This window comes from Acinetobacter sp. CIP 101934 (assembly GCF_000369585.1).
Taxonomy (GTDB): domain Bacteria; phylum Pseudomonadota; class Gammaproteobacteria; order Pseudomonadales; family Moraxellaceae; genus Acinetobacter; species Acinetobacter schindleri.
Map to the genome: position 1 here is coordinate 1,759,155 of NZ_KB850094.1, position 19,211 is coordinate 1,778,365.

The 19,211-nt window shown below is 41.3% G+C and carries 14 protein-coding genes and 1 riboswitch; of the genes, 4 read left to right on the forward strand and 10 right to left on the reverse strand.

The window, feature by feature from the left end; all coding sequences use genetic code 11:
* Positions 1 to 30: 30 nt before the first annotated feature.
* Complete coding sequence (locus tag F899_RS08685; RefSeq protein WP_005222194.1) at positions 31 to 1,185, reverse strand: acyl-CoA dehydrogenase family protein; 1,155 nt, start codon at positions 1,183 to 1,185, stop codon at positions 31 to 33.
* Between the two features lie 585 nt (positions 1,186 to 1,770).
* On the opposite strand from F899_RS08685, the gene F899_RS08690 reads away from it, so the two are divergent.
* Positions 1,771 to 2,607, forward strand: coding sequence for an IclR family transcriptional regulator (locus F899_RS08690; RefSeq protein ID WP_005222202.1), 837 nt, complete (start codon positions 1,771 to 1,773; stop codon positions 2,605 to 2,607).
* 226 nt (positions 2,608 to 2,833) lie between these two features.
* The gene (locus F899_RS08695; RefSeq protein ID WP_005222204.1) at positions 2,834 to 4,546 is read left to right on the forward strand and encodes an electron transfer flavoprotein-ubiquinone oxidoreductase; all 1,713 of its coding nucleotides are present in this window, start codon (positions 2,834 to 2,836) and stop codon (positions 4,544 to 4,546) included.
* Between the two features lie 340 nt (positions 4,547 to 4,886).
* Here the strand turns inward: F899_RS08695 and uca are convergent, their stop codons facing one another.
* The 4 genes from uca to F899_RS08715 all read right to left on the reverse strand — a co-directional run bounded on the left by uca (position 4,887) and on the right by F899_RS08715 (position 11,152).
* Positions 4,887 to 8,507, reverse strand: coding sequence for an urea carboxylase (gene uca / locus F899_RS08700; RefSeq protein WP_005222206.1), 3,621 nt, complete (start codon positions 8,505 to 8,507; stop codon positions 4,887 to 4,889).
* Between the two features lie 4 nt (positions 8,508 to 8,511).
* Positions 8,512 to 9,162, reverse strand: coding sequence for an urea amidolyase associated protein UAAP2 (locus tag F899_RS08705; RefSeq protein WP_005222208.1), 651 nt, complete (start codon positions 9,160 to 9,162; stop codon positions 8,512 to 8,514).
* 15 nt (positions 9,163 to 9,177) lie between these two features.
* Positions 9,178 to 9,915 carry an urea amidolyase associated protein UAAP1 gene (locus F899_RS08710; RefSeq protein ID WP_005222210.1) on the reverse strand — a complete coding sequence of 246 codons (738 nt, stop codon included), beginning with the start codon at positions 9,913 to 9,915 and terminating at the stop codon, positions 9,178 to 9,180.
* 28 nt (positions 9,916 to 9,943) lie between these two features.
* A riboswitch (guanidine-I (ykkC/yxkD leader) is annotated at positions 9,944 to 10,055 on the reverse strand.
* A gap of 203 nt (positions 10,056 to 10,258) precedes the next feature.
* Positions 10,259 to 11,152, reverse strand: coding sequence for a LysR family transcriptional regulator (locus tag F899_RS08715; protein WP_004894919.1), 894 nt, complete (start codon positions 11,150 to 11,152; stop codon positions 10,259 to 10,261).
* Between the two features lie 281 nt (positions 11,153 to 11,433).
* Here F899_RS08715 and F899_RS08720 point away from each other — a divergent pair, with 281 nt between their 5' ends.
* Positions 11,434 to 12,144 carry an HAD family hydrolase gene (locus tag F899_RS08720; protein ID WP_004809418.1) on the forward strand — a complete coding sequence of 237 codons (711 nt, stop codon included), beginning with the start codon at positions 11,434 to 11,436 and terminating at the stop codon, positions 12,142 to 12,144.
* An 81-nt stretch (positions 12,145 to 12,225) separates the two neighbouring features.
* Here F899_RS08720 and F899_RS08725 read toward each other — a convergent pair whose 3' ends face one another.
* From F899_RS08725 to F899_RS15660, 5 genes are all read right to left on the reverse strand, one after another.
* Positions 12,226 to 12,576, reverse strand: coding sequence for a hypothetical protein (locus F899_RS08725; RefSeq protein WP_034434013.1), 351 nt, complete (start codon positions 12,574 to 12,576; stop codon positions 12,226 to 12,228).
* Between the two features lie 389 nt (positions 12,577 to 12,965).
* Positions 12,966 to 14,129 (reverse strand): fatty acid desaturase family protein, encoded by a 1,164-nt coding sequence (locus F899_RS08730; protein ID WP_005222214.1) that lies wholly within the window; start codon positions 14,127 to 14,129, stop codon positions 12,966 to 12,968.
* 27 nt (positions 14,130 to 14,156) lie between these two features.
* Positions 14,157 to 15,179 (reverse strand): flavin reductase family protein, encoded by a 1,023-nt coding sequence (locus F899_RS08735; protein ID WP_005222217.1) that lies wholly within the window; start codon positions 15,177 to 15,179, stop codon positions 14,157 to 14,159.
* Between the two features lie 317 nt (positions 15,180 to 15,496).
* Entirely contained in the window at positions 15,497 to 17,152 is a 1,656-nt protein-coding gene (locus F899_RS08740; protein ID WP_005222219.1) for a long-chain-fatty-acid--CoA ligase, read from the reverse strand.
* A gap of 258 nt (positions 17,153 to 17,410) precedes the next feature.
* Positions 17,411 to 17,578 (reverse strand): hypothetical protein, encoded by a 168-nt coding sequence (locus tag F899_RS15660; protein ID WP_004894933.1) that lies wholly within the window; start codon positions 17,576 to 17,578, stop codon positions 17,411 to 17,413.
* Between the two features lie 185 nt (positions 17,579 to 17,763).
* Here F899_RS15660 and F899_RS08745 point away from each other — a divergent pair, with 185 nt between their 5' ends.
* Positions 17,764 to 19,176 carry an aminotransferase-like domain-containing protein gene (locus F899_RS08745; protein WP_005222221.1) on the forward strand — a complete coding sequence of 471 codons (1,413 nt, stop codon included), beginning with the start codon at positions 17,764 to 17,766 and terminating at the stop codon, positions 19,174 to 19,176.
* The last annotated feature ends 35 nt before the right edge of the window (positions 19,177 to 19,211 follow it).

Here is a 19,211-nt window from a genome sequence, read left to right on the forward strand (position 1 = left end):
TAATAGTTCCAATCTTCTAAAATCTGCCGATCAAGCTGTAGCTTGTTTAATCATTTCACGTGCAATAATGATTTGCTGGATTTGAGTTGTACCTTCATACAGACGGAACAAGCGCACATCACGGTAAAAACGTTCAATGGAATATTCGCTAATATAGCCAGCTCCACCATGAATTTGCAGACAGCGATCCGCGACACGACCACACATTTCAGTGGCAAACATTTTTGCGCATGAAGATTCAGTCGTCACATTTTTGCCAGCATCACGAAGTCGAGCCGCATCTAGCACCATACATTTGGCTGCATAAATTTCAGCTTTGGAATCTGCCAGCATGCCTTGAATTAACTGGAAATTTGTAATTGGTTGACCAAACTGTTTACGCTCAACGGCATAATTTAAAGCATCTTCCAGCATACGTTCTGCCATGCCCACGCTATAACCGGCAATGTGCAAACGGCCTTTATCAAGCACACGCATCGCGGTTTTAAAACCAATTCCTTCTACGCCACCAATAAGCTGATCTTTATGCACTTTACAGTTATCAAAAATCACATCACAGGTATAAGAACCATGTTGGCCCATTTTTTTGTCAATTTTACCCAAGCTTAAACCCGGTGTGCCGGCTTCTACCAAAAATGCTGAAATGCCACTCGCACCTTTAATCTCCGGATTGGTACGTGCCATGACGGTGAATGTTGTTGCACGAGGTGCATTGGTAATAAAACGCTTGGTGCCATTTAAAATATAGTAATCGCCGTCTTTGACTGCATTGGTTTTTAAAGATGCTGCATCCGAACCTGAATCTGGCTCAGTTAAGCAGAAAGAACCTATGATTTCACCAGTCGCATAACGCGGTAAATATTTCTGTTTTTGTTCTTCTGTACCGTCAATGACGATACCACTTGAGCCAATTCCATTATTGGTTCCAATCAAAGAACGAAACGCAGCAGATGTACGACCTAGTTCCATCGCGACCAGAATTTCTTCTTCCATGGTAATACCTAAACCACCATATTCTTCTGGAATCGTCAGGCCAAACAAGCCTAATTCTTTCATCTGATCCACAATATGTTCAGGAATCGCATTTTTTTCTTCAACTTCATGTTCTAGAGGAACTAGTTCATTTTTTACGAAATTACGAATTGTAGATAGTAGCTGTTCAAGCATTTCCGGGTCACGGATCATATGGATCTCCATTTATTTAATATCGGTAAATTCCTTTACCGTAATTTTTAGTTTCGCATAGCGAAATAAATAACCATAAAAAAACAAAATGAGCAAGAAAAATCGTCAAAAAATTTTGTTTCTTTCTAAAAAATAAACTTTTTCAAGTTTTAAGATGAGAATGGATTTAATGTTTTATTTCACAATACGAAATTTATTTGTTGTTTTTGTATCAAATAAGAGTTAAAACTGCACTTAGGAAAGATTATTCTGATCTTTATAAGGCAGAAAGCTATTTCAGAAAATTCTCCTTCAATAAATAAAATAAATATAAATACAGGCCTGTATTTATATTTATTTCGAAAATTTGAGGTGTTGTTTTCTTTCAGAGAGTAATTTAAATTTTCTAGAGATACTTAAGAATCTTATTTACTTAGAATGATGAAGAATGTTGTATCGTTTTTTAGCTGAATAGCACTAATTGAACTAAATACAGATAAAGCTGATATTTTTTATTTATTTTTATCTTTAATAGAAGTGTTTTATTTTGTATCGTGAAATTTAATTGCTATCATATTTATTAATTTACCTTTAATTGCTCTGATCATGACAAAAAATAAAACTGGCGAAATTCCTAATTTTGATGAGATCCGTTTAGATCCGATTTCTCATATTCATAGAGAAAACAATCCTCAATTTATCGCATCTATTGCGCGTGGATTGGAAATCCTGAGATGTTTTTCAGCAACCAATCAATTACTGGGCAACCAGGAAATTGCACAACTGACCAATTTACCAAAACCAACCGTAGCCCGGATCACCAGCACATTGGTTTCGTTAGGATATTTAAAACAGCTTCCGAATACCACTAAATATCTGTTAGACGTTGGTGTTTTAGCCTTAGGATATGCTGCTTTAAGCAATATTTCTGCACGTACCCAAGCCTATCCTTTCATGGAGGAAATGTCACGTTATTCACAAGCGCCTGTAGCCATGGCAACACGTGACCGCTTAAGCATGATTTATCTGGAAGTGGTACATACAGAATCAACGCTGACTATGCGCCGTCCAGTTGGTTCAACCTTGCCACTGCATAGTAGTGCCATGGGTCGTGCCTGCCTGGCTGCAATGGAAGTTAAAGAACGTGAATATTTATTTGATGCGATCAAGAAAAGAAATGAAGATCAATGGCCAACCATCAAGCGTAATCTGGAACGTGCAATCCGTGATTATCAGGATTATGGCTACTGTCTGTCTTTGGGAGACTGGGCAAAAGATGTGAATTCCGTGGCAGTTCCACTGATTCATCCCAAACATGGAATTTTAACATTTAACTGCGGTGCACCAAGTTATCTGCTCAATCAGGAAAAACTGGAAAATGAAATTGGACCGCGTCTGATTCACATGGTGAATAATATTGCGCTGAATCTCAATAACATATAAAAAAATGATTATTAGAGCGACATTAAGTCGCTCTTATTATTGAATACTCAATCTACACATCTTCCTACTTTAACTAGAATTTGCAGCAAACCTTTTTAATGCTATGAAATAGATAAGATTTAAAAAATAGATAAAGTCCTATTTCAAATAAAAAGATCAAAAATAAGCTTCATAACCGATTTATATAATGCTATAAATATCGCATAGCGAAATTGGATTTTATATTATGGAAAATATTACAAGAGAATCGATGGAGTTTGACGTAGTTATCGTAGGCGCAGGCCCTGCGGGTCTTTCTGCTGCGATCAAAATCCGTCAGCTTGCAATTGAAAACAACCTGAATGATCTGTCCGTTTGTGTCGTGGAAAAAGGCTCCGAAGTCGGTGCTCATATTCTGTCTGGTGCTGTACTTGAACCGCGTGCCATGAACGAGCTGTTCCCTAACTGGAAAGAAGAAGGTGCACCTTTAAACGTTCCAGTGACTGAAGACAAAACCTTCTTCCTGCTCTCTGATGAAAAATCACAAGAAGCTCCGCACTGGATGGTGCCAAAAACCATGCATAACGATGGCAACTATGTCATCTCACTGGGCAATGTGGTGCGCTGGTTAGGCCAAAAAGCGGAAGAACTGGAAGTGTCGATCTTCCCAGGCTTTGCTGCCTCTGAAATCCTTTACCATGAAGATGGTTCAGTCAAAGGTATCCAGACGGGTGACATGGGCATTGGTAAAGATGGCGAACCAACGCATAACTTCACTCCAGGTTACGAGCTGCACGCGAAATACACGATTTTTGCTGAAGGCTGCCGTGGCCACTTAGGTAAACGCCTGATCCAGAAATTCAACCTGGATAAAGATGCAGATCCACAACACTACGGGATCGGCATTAAAGAACTATGGGAAATTGATCCTGCCAAGCACAAACCGGGTCTGGTCATGCATGGTGCTGGCTGGCCACTCAATGAAACCGGTTCTTCAGGTGGCTGGTGGCTCTACCATGCTGAAAATAACCAGGTGACCCTGGGCATGATCGTGGATCTTTCTTATGAAAACCCGCATATGTATCCGTTCATGGAAATGCAGCGCTGGAAAACCCATCCTCTGATCAAACAGTATCTGGAAGGCGGTAAACGTATTTCTTATGGTGCGCGTGCCGTAACCAAAGGCGGTTTTAACTCTCTGCCGAAATTCACTTTCCCAGGTGGTTCTTTAATCGGTGATGATGCCGGCTTCCTGAACTTTGCCAAGATCAAAGGCTCACATACTGCGATGAAGTCAGGCATGCTCTGCGGTGAAGCGGTATTTGAAGCAATCAAGGCCGGTGTAGAGAAAGGCGGTGACCTGGCAGTTGCACGTGTAACTGAAGGCGAAGATTTCTTCGTAAAAGAGTTGACTGCTTATACAGACAAGTTCAACAACAGCTGGTTGAAAGAAGAGCTGTATAGCGCGCGTAACTTTGGCCCTGCAATGCATAAGTTCGGTCAATGGATGGGTGGTGCATTCAACTTTATCGACCAGAACGTGTTTAAAGTGCCATTCACCCTGCATGACCTGGTGCCAGACTTTAAGACATTGAAAACTGTTGATGCGGTGAACTTCAAGCCGAACTATCCAAAACCGGATGGCAAGCTGACTTTTGACCGCCTGTCTTCAGTGTTTGTATCCAACACTGTTCATGAAGAAAACCAGCCAGCGCATTTGAAACTAACTGATGCTTCAATTCCAGTGAACGTGAACCTGCCAAAATGGGATGAGCCAGCTCAGCGCTACTGCCCGGCGGGTGTATATGAAATCATGGAAAATGATGATGGTTCTAAACGCTTCCAGATCAATGCAGCCAACTGTGTACACTGCAAGACCTGTGATATTAAGGATCCTTCTCAGAACATCACCTGGGTAACACCGGAAGGTGCTGGTGGTCCGAATTATCCAAATATGTAATTTGGATAATTCTTGCGAAGCCGTGCCTTTCTCCTATCCCAATATGTAATCTGGATAGTTGTGTGAGGCATTGGCTCGCATACCCAAACATGTAGACGTTAGTAATAACTCTTCATTTATTTTTTTAGGTAATCCCAGCTCCCTAGGGAGCTGGGATTAAAAATGAATATTTATTTAAAGTTATTATTTTTAATTGATCACATATTTAACCTGAATACCAATATTCAAAGTATAAAAAACCATGGATGATCTTAATCTTCCCTAACCCTGAGCTATATATAGCGCAAGAATAAAGAGAGGAAATTCCCTCCTTTGAAAAAGGAGGGTTAGGGAGGATTCTTTAAGCTACTGGCGCCAACGTAAATAACACCTGTCCTGTTTTTACCGTTTGCCCTTTTTCAATGGTAATCGCATCCACTCGCATACGCTCAGGTGCGATAATCGGAATCTCAATCTTCATTGCTTCAATCACCGCAAGCGTTGCCCCTTCTTCCACAATATCCCCTGACTGACATTCAATTTTCCAAATTGAACCTGGCATATGCGATTCCACCGCACACCCCCCCTCAGGCACTTCTACACCTTCGCCATCATCTACCGCATCCAGGCTTTCAGACACATATTCTGCAAGTCCTGCTTCATGCCAACGACGGCGCTCTGCATCAAAGTTGGCTTGTTGCACTGCTTTAAAGGCAGCAATCGACTCTTGGTTTTCCGTTAAGAAGTCGTTGTATTCTTTCAGGTTAAGTACACCCTCTTCAATACGCAGTTTTAAACGACCTGCTTTAAAGTCCTCACGCATGTGCATCAGTTCAGCTTCGGAGACTTCATAAAACTTAATTTGATCAAAGAAGCGTAATAACCACGGCATACCCTGTTCAAAATCAGGGTTTTTACGGTAGCGTGACCACATTTGCGAGGTACGACCGACAAACTGATAACCGCCCGGACCTTCCATACCATAGACACACATATATGCACCGCCAATGCCGACAGCATTTTCAGGTGTCCATGTGCGTGCAGGGTTATATTTAGTGGTGACTAAACGCTGACGAGGATCAAGTGGCGTTGCTACAGGTGCCCCCAAATACACATCGCCCAAGCCCATGACCAAATAACTCGCGTTATACACCACATCTTTTACGGCTTGTTTATCTTTTAGGCCATTAATACGACGGATAAATTCAATATTGTCCGGACACCATGGTGCATCGGGACGCACGGTTTGCATATAGCGTTCGGTAGCGAGTTGGGTTTGTGAATCTTCCCAAGCTAGTGGCAAATACACGGTACGTGATGGAACTTGCATTTGCGTCACATCAGGCAGTTCCGCTTCTGCTACTTGCAATAAACGCAGTAAATCAATTTGATCAAGTTTGATCGAATCAAAATGGATTTGTAGCGAACGAACACCTGGTGTCAGGTCGATAATGCCCTGAATATTTTGCTGTTGTACCCACTGCATCAAAGCATGAATACGGAAACGTAGATTCAGGTCAAGCACTAAATCGCCATATTCCAACAACATGTAGTTGTTTCCCGCAGGACGATACACCACATCAGGCGCACCATCTTTACCTTTTAAGGTATCGAGGACAGCATTTTTTAAGGTTGCGAGTTCTGGATAGAACGATTCCTCAAATGCAACATTTTGAGTATCCGTTGCTGCTAACTGTGCGTGATATTTTTCATTTAAGAGTTTGGCTTGATGATAGCTGACAGGTACAAATTTGACTTTATCGCCCGCTTTCAATTGACCGAGTTTCCACAGTTCAGAATTGATCACCACCGCAGGACAGACGAAACCACCTAAACTTGGGCCATCTGGACCCAAGATAATCGGCATATCGCCAGTGAAATCAATCGCACCAATCGCGTAGGCATTGTCATGAATATTGGATGGATGCAGACCGGCTTCACCGCCATCCTCTCGTGCCCATTCAGGTTTTGGACCAATCAAACGAATACCAGTACGGCTTGAGTTAAAGTGAATTTCAAAAGTATTGGCAAAGAAAGTATCAATGTCATTTTTGGTGAAGAAATCAGGCGCACCATGTGGGCCATATATCACCGCAATCTCCCAAGTATTAGAGAATGTCGGGATTCGTTCAGGAGCAAGACTTTTCACTTCATCACTTGTGAATGCCGTAATTGGCAGCATATCGCCAATCAGTAAGTTACGCCCTGCATGACCGCCAAACTGACCTAAGGTGAAGGTCGCTTGTGAGCCTAAATATTCAGGGACATTCAGACCGCCTTTAATACCAATATAAGTACGGCAACCTGTGGCGATTTTGCCACATTTCAACACCTGACCTTTACGGACATTCACCGTTTGCCACATTGGAACTTGAATACCATCTAAGGTCGATGGCATATCGCCACCTGCCAATACAATTTGGCTATCGCAATGGAATTTTAGGCTTGGTCCTTGTAAGGTACATTCTAAACCTGCGGTATTGGGTGCATTGCCCAAAAGTTGGTTCGCCACATTTAAAGATAACGGATCAATCGCACCTGAGGGCGGCACACCGACATCCCAATAGCCCAAACGACCTGTCACATCTTGCACCGCAGTTTGAATACCGGCTTGTAACACTTCAATTTTTTGGGTTTTCCATTCAAAAGTATTTAAGAAGCGTGTGGTTTGCGTACCGGCTTTAAACACATCACAGTCGATAATGTTTTGCAGATATTCAAGGTTGGTTTCAATACCAGCCACTTGGGTTTTAGCCAGTGTATCGGTCATGGCTTGAATCGCAGACTCACGATCATCCGCAGTCACAATAATTTTGGCAATCATCGGATCATAGAAGGATGAGACATTTGAACCTGTTTCTACCCATGTTTCATTACGTGCATTGGCATCGAATTCTACATGCGTTAAAAGCCCTGCACTTGGCTGGAAGTTTTTGATTGGATCTTCTGCATAGAGACGCACTTGAATCGAATGACCTTGAGACTCAAGTTTTAATGTAGGTGCCACCCAATCGCCACTGCCTAAAGTCACCATCCATTCAACCAAGTCCACACCAAAGACTTGCTCAGTCACGCCGTGTTCTACTTGCAGACGGGTATTCACCTCCAGGAAATAGAATTCTTGCGTGTCGGTATCCATGACAAATTCAACGGTACCTGCCGAGCGGTAATTCACCGATTGCATCAATTGAATCGCGACATTTTGAATATAGGCACGTTGCGTATCGTTTAAATGTGGTGCAGGCGTTTCCTCAATGACTTTTTGGTTACGACGTTGCACCGAACAATCACGCTCGCCCAGTGCTAGAACTAAACCGTTGCCATCACCAAAGATTTGCACTTCGATATGACGAGCATTTTGTACGAATTTTTCTAAGTAAAGGCCTGCATCTTTAAAGTTGGCTTGCGCTAAATAAGACACGGTTGCATAAGCTTCTTTCAGCTCCTCCGCATTGCACACCAAACGCATGCCAATACCACCACCACCTGCGGTACTTTTCAGCATCACAGGATAGCCAATACGCTCAGCCTCAAGCAGGGCTTCAGCTTCATCAGCCAATAATTGGCTACCTGGCAATAACGGTACATTGGCTTGAATCGCCAATTCACGTGCAGTGTGTTTCAGACCAAATGCTTTCATTTGCTCGGCATTTGGACCCAAGAACACAATGCCTTGTGCTTCACAGAGATTACAGAATTCGGCATTTTCAGACAGGAATCCATAGCCCGGATGAATCGCTTGCGCACCGGTATGTTTGGCCACTTCTAAGATTTTATCGACATTCAGATAGCTTTGGCTTGCAGGTGCATCACCAATAAAGACCGCTTCATCAGCTAAAGTCACATGCAAGGAATCACGATCTGCTTCCGAATACACCGCAACCGATTGGATGCCTAATTTTTTAAGGGTACGGATGACACGACAAGCAATTGCACCACGGTTGGCGATGAGAACTTTATTAAACCCATATTTTAAAGTCATAGTCTTATACCTCGCCTTCACGGACAATCAGTTGAATTTTTGTTGGGTTATAGGCATTACATGGGTTATTCAGTTGTGGGCAGTTTGAGATCAACACAATCAAATCCATCTCAGCTTTAATTTCCACATATTTGCCCGGTGCAGAAATCCCATCATCAAATTTCAGGTGACCATCTGAAGTTACAGGTACATTCATAAAAAAATTAATATTTGGACCGATATGGCGCACGTTTAAACCATGCTTTTTGGCAATCGGATGTTGTGACAGCGCAATCATGAAATTGTTACGGCAACTGTGCATTGGATATTTATCTAAGCTATAACGCACTGTGTTGCTTTCACATGAACATGCACCGCCCAACGTGTCGTGGCGACCGCAGTTGTCATCATGAATGGTGGCAATTTTGTTGCCAAAGTTGGTATATAAAGCCGTGCCTTTTTCTAAATAAATTTGCTGATTAATGGCTAAAGTATCGGTTGCGCTATAACGCTCTTCAGGGTTTGAAGCCGAGATAAAAAGCGTATCGACCGCTTGGTTTCCCTCTAAGTCAACAATACGGAAATACTGTCCTTTTTTGACTTCGCACATCCATGCTTCACCAGCAGGACAGACTTCGCTTAACACTGATTTTTCTAAATTCACAAGTGTAGTCATGTTGTATTCCCCCAATTAAGCGCTTAATGCGTAGTAACGATTGTTATTTTGGAATGCACGCTGATTTTGCGGACATGAATCACGACATACATCGCTGTCGCCTAAAGGAAGTGCTTTAAACAGATTTAATTCGATATCAGCAGGTGCATACACGGTGCTATTGTCTAATGCATGTGGTGCGGATGATAAAAACACCAAACAATCCATTTCAAAACGTAGTTCAATCACTTGATCGGTATTGTCTGATGCCACATAGCTGAGATTGCCATTATCATCAGGTTGAACTTTAGAAAACAGATTTAAAGTGCTGCTGAGGTCGGTTGCCGATAATCCAAATTTGGTCATCTCAAGTAATAAGCTGTCTTTGCCGTTGCGGTACATCTCGTTACGGGCATCTTGAAAGGTCTTTTGACCAAATTGATTTTCAATTTGCTGTGCAGTACTTGGTGCACAAAAAACATCATTCCAACCGTGATCATCTTTGACAATCGAGACCATGGCACGACCCAAATCAGAAGTTAAAATATGCCCAGTACTTAAAAATGCCGTGTGTTGCCCTTTTAAGCTGTCTGGCATGTTATAGCGTTCAAGTTTATCTCCGCTATTCACGCAGTACAGTGCGACATTGGCATTGTTGCCTAAGGATTTAAGTTGTAAGACTGCGCCGCGCTGAATGCGTGCAGACCAGTGGTGTCCACCCGGTAAACGTTCAGTCCAAAGGACTTGATCTTCGTGATAAGTTATTGTGCTCATATGCATCTACCCTAATCTTTGACGGTTTACCTCCCGGGCTTTTATCCCTCCGTGTAGCGATCAGTGTTTCCTTTCGCCGTGAACTCTCGGTCTCAGACATACATGAATGTTCATGTATCGGAACCCTAGATCACTTTATGATGAGTTTGATAGATGCAAAGGCTGTGCCAATTTAGTAATACTGTTTTTCCATTTAGTAATACTTTTTGGGGTTTTAACTGATCAATTCAGGTGCAAGAATCTGTTATAGGCATCAAGATGCACCAAAACACAAAAATCCCAGCATAGGCCGAGATTTTAAAATCTATAGATGAGGACTAAGTCCGGGTCTATAGCTGCAGGATTATTTACTTAAAATCTCATGCAATATATTGCGTAACCATTGATGACTGGTTTTATGATGACAGGACATGTGCCAATACTGCTTCACAGAATAGGTCGGGAATGCAATCGGCGCATTAAAAATCTTGAGATTGCCACGCGATAGTAATACTTCACTCAAATAATAAGGCACAGTCGCAATTGCATCGGTTTCCTGCACCACCAGTCCTACGCCTAAATAGCTTGGCAAGCGCATCAGAATGTCTCGCTTGAGTTCTAGATTCAGCAATTCGTTTTCAATATGGTAATGTCCCATCCCGGCATCAATATCAATATGCGTTTCACGCAAATACTCTTCAATAGTCAGGCTGTCGCCAACCAGCCGTGGATGGTCTTTGGCTGCAATCACCACATAATACTGTTCAAACAATTTCTGCTGATAGAAACCATTTTCCAGATTCGGCAAAAAACCTAAAGCCAGATCAATTTCTCCATTGGCCATTTGATAGCTGGTTTCTGAAGTAATTGGACGCACATTCAGACGAATATGCGAAGCGTGCTGTTTTAAATATTGTGAAATTTTTGGCAACAGGACCAGATGCGATACATCGGTCATTGCCAAGGTAAAGCGTTGCTGAGAGGTGGTCTGATCGAAATCAATAGTAAAATTATTGATGGTTTCGACTTTACTCAGCGCTTCACTGACCAAAGGAAATAGCTGCTTTGACAGATCCGTCGGCAGCATTTCATTGCCAATACGCAAAAATAAAGGATCATTATAATGCTGACGGATTTTATTGAGCAGATTACTCACCGTCGGTTGGCTCATATCCAGATAATCGGCTGCATGGGAGACGTTCTTAAATTTGTAGACATAATAAAAGATGCTGAGCAATTTACAGTCAAGTTCAAACACAGAAACACATTTCCTTCAATTTTTTAATCATTTTGGTGGATCTATCATCCGCGCAATTTGATCTAGTGCCAATGTCCAAATATAACACTTTGTGACTATCTGTATGATCATTCAGGATGTGTTTTGCAATAAAAATACTGTTTACCCGATCTATAACTCTGTCAAATACCACTTCATGTAAAATGGATAACCCTTATCTTTTATTTCAGCTGAAACACTTAAGTCGCATGTTATATACTCAGCCGCACAGAATAGACTGTGGAAATTAAGGGAAAAGTGTCATGTTTCAGAACAAAAAATTAGTATGTTTTGACCTAGATGGCACCCTGATTGATTCAGTCGGTATCTGGAACCAAGTTGATGCAGCTCTGATTCATGAACTTTCCGGTATAAAAGCCAATTTAAAATTGATCCAGCAGCAGCGGGATCTACAGTTGACAGCCTTTCGACATTTGCCTGATCCTTATCTGGAATATTGTGGTTATTTAAAAGAACTATACGGTTTTGAACTAAACAAAGAAGACGTTAAAAACCGCCGTTACAGTATTTCACGACATTTTCTGGATCATGTGGTCGAATTAAAACCTCAGGCGGAACTTATAATCCAGGCCCTGAAAAAGCAAGAGATTCCACTGGCCTTAACCACAACCACCAGTTTATTCAATGTGCAGCGTTATCAGGACAATAATCAAAATATTAACGCTAAAATCAGCTTTGATGATGATTTTGCCTTAATCCTCACCCGCGAAAATGTCCAGAACATCAAGCCACATCCAGAAATTTATCTGAATGTTCTTGAGCATTTTAAAATTGAAGCCAAAGATTGCCTGATTATTGAAGATTCTTTAATTGGTGTAGAAGCTGCGAATAATGCAGGAATAGAGGTAGTGGCAATTTATGATCAGTATTCTGCTCATGAAATCGAGCTGATTAAAGCCAGAGCAAATTATTTTGTGCAGGATTTTACCGAATTATTAAGGCATATTGCTTAAATATCTATATAAATAAATGTCATGAATAATTCCGTTTCATGACATTTATATTGTTATTTCTAAACGGATTAGATTAGAGCATTATTTGGCTTTTTTGTAGACTGAACCTGACCCTACAAGGTTGCCAGTTTTCTCATCAATTACAAAATCAACCATTCCTGCCCCTGCATTCAACTGAAGCATGCCATTTTCATTCACAGCCGCGGGCATCGGGTTCTTTTTCTCTGTTTTACCGGTTTCCTTATCTTTGATGGTATTGGTAATCAGATAATTTTCACCATTTTTAGCAATTACCAGGATATTTTCAAGTTTTGGATTTTCTAGAGTGTTCTTCCAGTTGCCTTGATAATCTGGAGCTGGCGCTTCAGTGGTGTTACAAGCAGTTAACAGCAATAATAAGGAGATTCCTGAAAAATATTTAAGATATTTCAAACCTAAGACCTTGGATGTTACGACGCCGCCATTATAAAAAGAACTTTCCTAAAGTTTAGCGAGTTGTTGTAGGCAAAGCGTTTCAGCCGTACCAAGTCTGTTTTGCATGAGTGTTTTTTTGAAAAGAATTCTTCACATTTTATCCATAAAATATGATGTATTACTTAATTATTCTAATGAATCAAATATTTTACAATACTTGAATTTGATAAGGTATTAGCATTTTTTAAGCTTATTGGAACTAATATTACTAGATCCAAGACAATCTACAACCAAGTTGATATGTATAAGAAGCTCAGATAAAAAAATCCTCAATAACCCATCCAAAGTTATTGAGGAGTACCAAACTGGTTAAGAAACATCAATATAATGCTGTTAAAGAAAAGTGATTAAAAGAACTTGGCTTTTACAGCATTCAATATAGATTTTGCGCTTTGCACTTTTTCTGCAATTTGTGCATGCCATTCGTTTGGTACAGAGCATTTTGCAACGCGAACCCAAACGGTCGAAAACTGCTTCATAAAACTGGCTTCGTTATAGTGGATACCATATTCAGCACATAATGCTTTGATTTTTGGTGCCACTTCTGAATAACGGTTCGCTGGCATGTCCGGGAATAAATGGTGCTCAATCTGATGGCTCAAGTTACCACTTAGAATATGTAGCCATTCGGTACCACTGAAATTACTCGAACCGCGGATCTGACGCAGATACCATTCCGCACGGGATTCATTTTCTGTATTGTCCATTTCAAAAGTTTCAGCATCTTCCGTGAAATGACCGTTAAAGATCACAGCTGAAGCCCACAGACTACGAATCACATTGGCCACTGCATTGCCAGTAAATACTGGAATGGCATTTGGGCCGGCAATAATCGGGAAGAATACATAATCTTTCAGTACCTGACGGCGCATCTTTTTACGTAGTGGCGCTGCTTCATCCCAAACCTGTTTCCAGGTTTTGGTTTTATAGGCAATTACATCTTCCAGATGTAGGCGCTGTAGACCCACGTACCATTCGAAGAACACCATCAACTGAATTGTTAGTGGAATATTAAACAGAAAACGGGGTTCCCATTTTTGCGATTCACTGACACGAATCAGGCCATAACCCACATCGTGGTCCATGCCGACAATATTGGTATAAGTATGATGAATATAGTTATGGGTGTATTTCCAGTCATCACCGGTGGCAATGGTATCCCAGTCATAAGTCGAACCATTCAGACTTGGATCATTCATCCAGTCAAACTGGCCATGCATCACGTTATGACCAAGTTCCATATTTTCTACGATTTTGGAAATACCCAATAAGCCTGTACCGAGTAGCCAGACTGGTGGCAACCAACCGGCCACCATCAGCATGCCCCGGGAAGCAATTTCGCTATAGCGGACAAAATTACGGATTTTATAGATGTATTCAGCATCTTTTTCACCTAAATCATCCATCACCTCACGACGGATCGCATCCACCTTGGCACCAAATTCCTGAATCTGTTCAGGGCTTAAAAATTGGGTCTTATTGTGCCGCTTAAAATCAATTTGCATATTCATGAGAGTACCTTCTTATTTTTCTAGGGATTAAAGATTAATCACCACAGGACTAACGGCCTGGGAGATACACAGTTTAATCGGGGTATTGCTCTCGTGATCGATTTCACCAGTCAAGATATTTTTCACTGAGCCACTGACTTTGGTGCAGGAACAGGTATTACAAATTCCCATTCGGCAACCATGTGCAGGACGCAAACCTGCCTGTTCAGCACTTTCCAGAATGGTAGAGCTGGCCTGAAACTCCTGATGCGATCGCTGGAATTGCACAGGTTGTGCTTTAACTTTTTCATCCACCACGATCTGGAAGTATTCAGAATGGAAACTGGATTTCACGGAAAGCTTTTCAGCAATACGGTGTGCTGTTTTCATCATGGCCGCTGAACCACAGGCATAAATTTCACGTTGCTCAAAATCAGGCACCAGCTTGTTGAGTAACTGTAGGCTTAGATGCTGCTTATGCTCCACAGTATTAAAATGATGATATTTCAGATGTGGATGCATCAGTGCCAAGGTTTTAATTTCAGCATGAAACGCATCATCACGGGTGAAGTAGATCAGATCAATCGGATGCTGAAACTGCACTACGGCTTTTTGCAGTAAGGAGTAAATTGCAGTGATGCCGCTGCCTGAGGCCAGCATTAAAATGGGTTTAGGGGAATTCAGCAGGGTGAATTCGCCCTGTGTCTGTGAAAGCTCTACCACAGCACCCAGTTGTGAGGAGCTCAAGGCACGGGATACTTTACCCTGCTGTTTAACAGCGATAATTACATCACCATTTTTTAGCATTGTAACGACAGAATAATGACGCTGATGCAAAATACCATCCAGCCTTAAAGTCACAGCCACATTCTGTCCTGGTTGAAATTTTTTAGCCTGAAAGTTGAAATTTGGACGTAGCTGGATCTTATAAAAATCATTGCCAATAACCTGGATGCTGATCACTTCTGCCTTCACTTTTTTCAATGCCAAAGTTGGATGAACTTTTTCAGCAATGAAATCAATGAAGTCTTCTCGGATCCAGTGAGGCTTGTAGCTTTGCATACTTGTCATTTTTATTACCTCATACAGAAACAGAATTAATGTACATCTGTCTATTTATTATGTATTCAGAATATAGGCTTTTATGATTCGTTCCATGTCAATTCGGGTCAAATCATGTTTCTGTCGGTAGAATTCCTGTTTTTTGTCGGACAAAATGATGTGCTTTTGATTAAAGTTCGGTTTCGGCATGTAAATCGGAAAGGCATTTCATGCCAGTTCGACTATTTGGATCGAATATTTTTCTATGAGCTTTATGGCTATAAATATGCAAAAGGCTGACCACATTTCTGTAATCAGCCTTGTTATTTTGGAAGAGTTTATAGGTATTATTCTACAGCTGGGCTGAGCTCTGTCTGCTGATCCAGCAATACTGTTCCAAACTTTTCACGCAAGTCTTTTTTCAGCATCTTGCCAGTACCACTCAGTGGAATTGCATCGACAAAAATTACTTTGTCTGGCACCTGCCATTTAGCCACTTTGTCAGCAAAATAATCCAGCAATTCTGGCTCGGTGAGCTGACTGTCAGGTTTTTTAATCGCAATCAGGATTGGACGCTCATCCCATTTCGGATGCTGTGCAGCAATGACAGCTGCCATGGCTATTTGTGGATGACCCATGGCCAGATTTTCCAGTTCCACCGAGGAGATCCATTCTCCGCCCGATTTGATCAGATCCTTGGCACGATCACTGATTTTCATAAAGCCATCTTCATTTAAGGTGGCAATATCCCCCGTATCAAACCAGCCATCAGCAGTTAAAGAAGATTCTTCCTTGCCAAAATAGTTATTGATGATCCAGTGACCACGAATCTGCAGATTGCCTGTGGTTTCACCATCGCGAGTAATTTCATTCGATCCATTTTCTTCATCAGTCAAACGCAAGTCGACACCAAATGGTGGACGACCTTGAGAAAGACGAATTTCTAAACGCTCTTCTTCACTCAAATCCAGATGTTTGGCTTTAATCTGATTGGCTGCGCCAAGTGGACTGGTTTCTGTCATACCCCAGGCATGAATGGTTTCACAATCAAACTGTTCTTTAAATACTTTTAGCATTGAAGGCGGACATGCCGAACCGCCGACGACATTGCGTTTTAAGCTTTCTAACTTGGAACCCGACTGTTGCGCTGCTGCAATCAAACCTTGCCAGATCGTTGGTACACCTAGTGCAACTGATACTTTATAGCTGTCAATTAAATTGACTAAACTTGCGCCATCTAGCCCTGGGCCTGGCAATATCAAAGTACAGCCGACCATCGCTGCTGCATATGGTGTCCCCCAGGCATTGACATGGAACATCGGTACTACAGGCAGCATGATATCTCGTGCAGATACATTCAGTGAATCCGGCAAACTGATCGCAAAACTATGTAATGTCGTTGAACGGTGACTATATAAAACCCCTTTTGGATGACCTGTAGTTCCAGAGGTATAACACAGTGAGCTTGCTGCATTTTCATTGAGTACAGGCCAATCAAAATCATCAGATTGATCGGCAATCAGCTCATCATAGAATTTCACATCTGGAAGAGCTTCAAGGATGGCCTCATCTTTTGCATCCAGACAGATAAAGTGCTCCACCTTGCTTAACATCGGTTTGACGGCTTTAATTAATGGTACAAAGGTTTTATCAAACAGGATTACGCGGTCTGATGCATCATTAATAATAAATACCAACTGTTCCGGGAATAAACGTGGATTAATCGTGTGGCAAACAAATCCACTTCCAGAAATGGCATACCAGGATTCCAGATGACGATGGTTATTCCATGCAATGGTCGCGACACGGTCGCCATGTTGCAGTCCCAGCTGATTCAGCACATTGGCGAAACGTTTGGCATTGTTACGAATTTCGCCCCAGGTCGTATGGGTCATGCTGAGATCAGTATTTTTTGAAATTACCGCAGTATCGGCATGATAGCGTCCTGCATGTTCAATCATGCTGCTGATCAGTAAGGGCTGAAACATCATATTTCCAAGCATGTTGTGCTCCTTTATCCTTGTTATACGTCCATATTGTTGTCGAGATTTTTAAATATTTTTATTTAAGCATGATGCGCAGATTAGCAGACACTGCAAAATAAACGCATCACTTGCTTGAATCTAGCAAGGAAAAATATGAAAGCAAGTAGCAAAATGTGACAAAAACTACGGCGTCTATGAAAGTATCAAAAACTATCATTTTTTATAATGGAATAATTATATGAATAAACATCCCGGTCATTAAACCGGGATTCTTTATTATTTGAGTCCTGAGAAGAACAGGTTATCAGCGTTGACCACTAAAACCACCCCCAGACAAAACAACCCTGCATAAATAGCGAACCAAATAATCATCTTTTTGAAAGCTTCATCAGAAATACTGCTGTCTGCATATTTCGGTGCTTTTTTCTGTTCGTCTGGAGTCATATGCTCACCTGTCGCTGGATTTAGGGACTATCCTTATTTTCAGCCCGATTGCAAAAAATGAGTAGATACAAATACTGCCTAAAAAAATATAACAGATAAATCATAACTGCTCCAACTGTTATATTTAACCTGACTAAATATGCTATATATGCAGATAAACTTCCATTTTTTATTTTTCTTGATGTATGTATAAATTTGAGAAACTCGCACTCAGTATTCGCCATATGATTGAAGATGGCATCTGGAAAGCCCATAACAAACTCCCTTCATTGCGTGAGCAGTCCGAACTTTCCGGTTATAGCCTGATGACAGTGTTAAATGCCTATCAGGAACTTGAGGCACAAGGCTGGCTGTATGCCAAAGATAAATCCGGTTATTACATTGCTGAACGTGCTGATCTTGCAATAACTTCCATTAAAGAAACATTAGCAGCTCACGAGAAAATACAGATCAATTCGGTGGTATTTAACTATCTTAAAGATACTCAGGCAACAGATATGATCCCGTTGGGATCGGCATTCCCCAATCCTGAACTGCTATTTAATAGCAAATTTATGCAGTTATTATCCCAGCATTCCAAACGTAAAAACAGCTATCTGAATCATCCAAATATGCCACCGGGTAATCTGGAGCTGCGCCAGATCATTGCCGGACGTTATCAATTACAAGGTATATCATGCCATTCAGATGACATTGTCATTACGTCCGGTGCGCTAGATGCTCTAAATTTGTCTTTACAGGCACTCACCCAACCGGGTGATTATATTCTTTTACAGGAAACCGTATTTTATGGAGCCTGGCAAGCTGCTGAAAGACTGGGACTAAATGTCATTACTCTTCCTGATGATCTTGAACGTGGTTTTGATCTGAAAGCTTTTGAAAAAGTCCTGAAACAATATCCGATCAAAGTCTGCTGGCTGATGTTGAACGCACAGAACCCGATTGGCTATACAGTTTCTACAGAAATCAAAGAAAATATTGCACAGTGCTTAGCTCAGTATCAGGTGCATCTGATTGAAGATGACGTTTATCAGGAACTGAACTTTGGCAAGGAAAAACCAGTTCCAGTGAAATATTTCGACCAGCACAATCTGGTACTGCACTGTGGTTCATTTTCTAAAACGCTGGGCATGGGTGCACGGGTCGGCTGGGTCTTTGCAGGCCCATATTCCAATGCCATTCAACATCTACAGTTGATGAGTACTCTGAGTGTGAGTCCGCTTTTACAGAATACATTGGTAGATTTTGTTGCGCATCATCATTATGAAAAGCATTTGCGTAGTTTGCGCCGTCATTTAAATCAGAACAAAAAACGTTTTTATCAGGAACTCAAAGCCAGATTACCTGAAGACTGTAAGATTCACTATTATCCAACGGGCTATTTTTTGTGGGTAGAGCTGCCTGAAGATATGGATTCGCAGCAGCTCTATACAGATTTGCTTGAACAGAAGATTTCCATTGCACCGAGTCTGCTGTTCAGGCCTAAACATGCAGCACAGAACTTTATTCGATTAAATTGTTCTTTTGAATGGACAGATGAACTTGCTCAAGCTGTAGAACAGATCATCGATCAAATTGAACACAATAAAAAAGCGTAAACTGGGTTCACGCTTTTCAAAATATAATCTGAGAA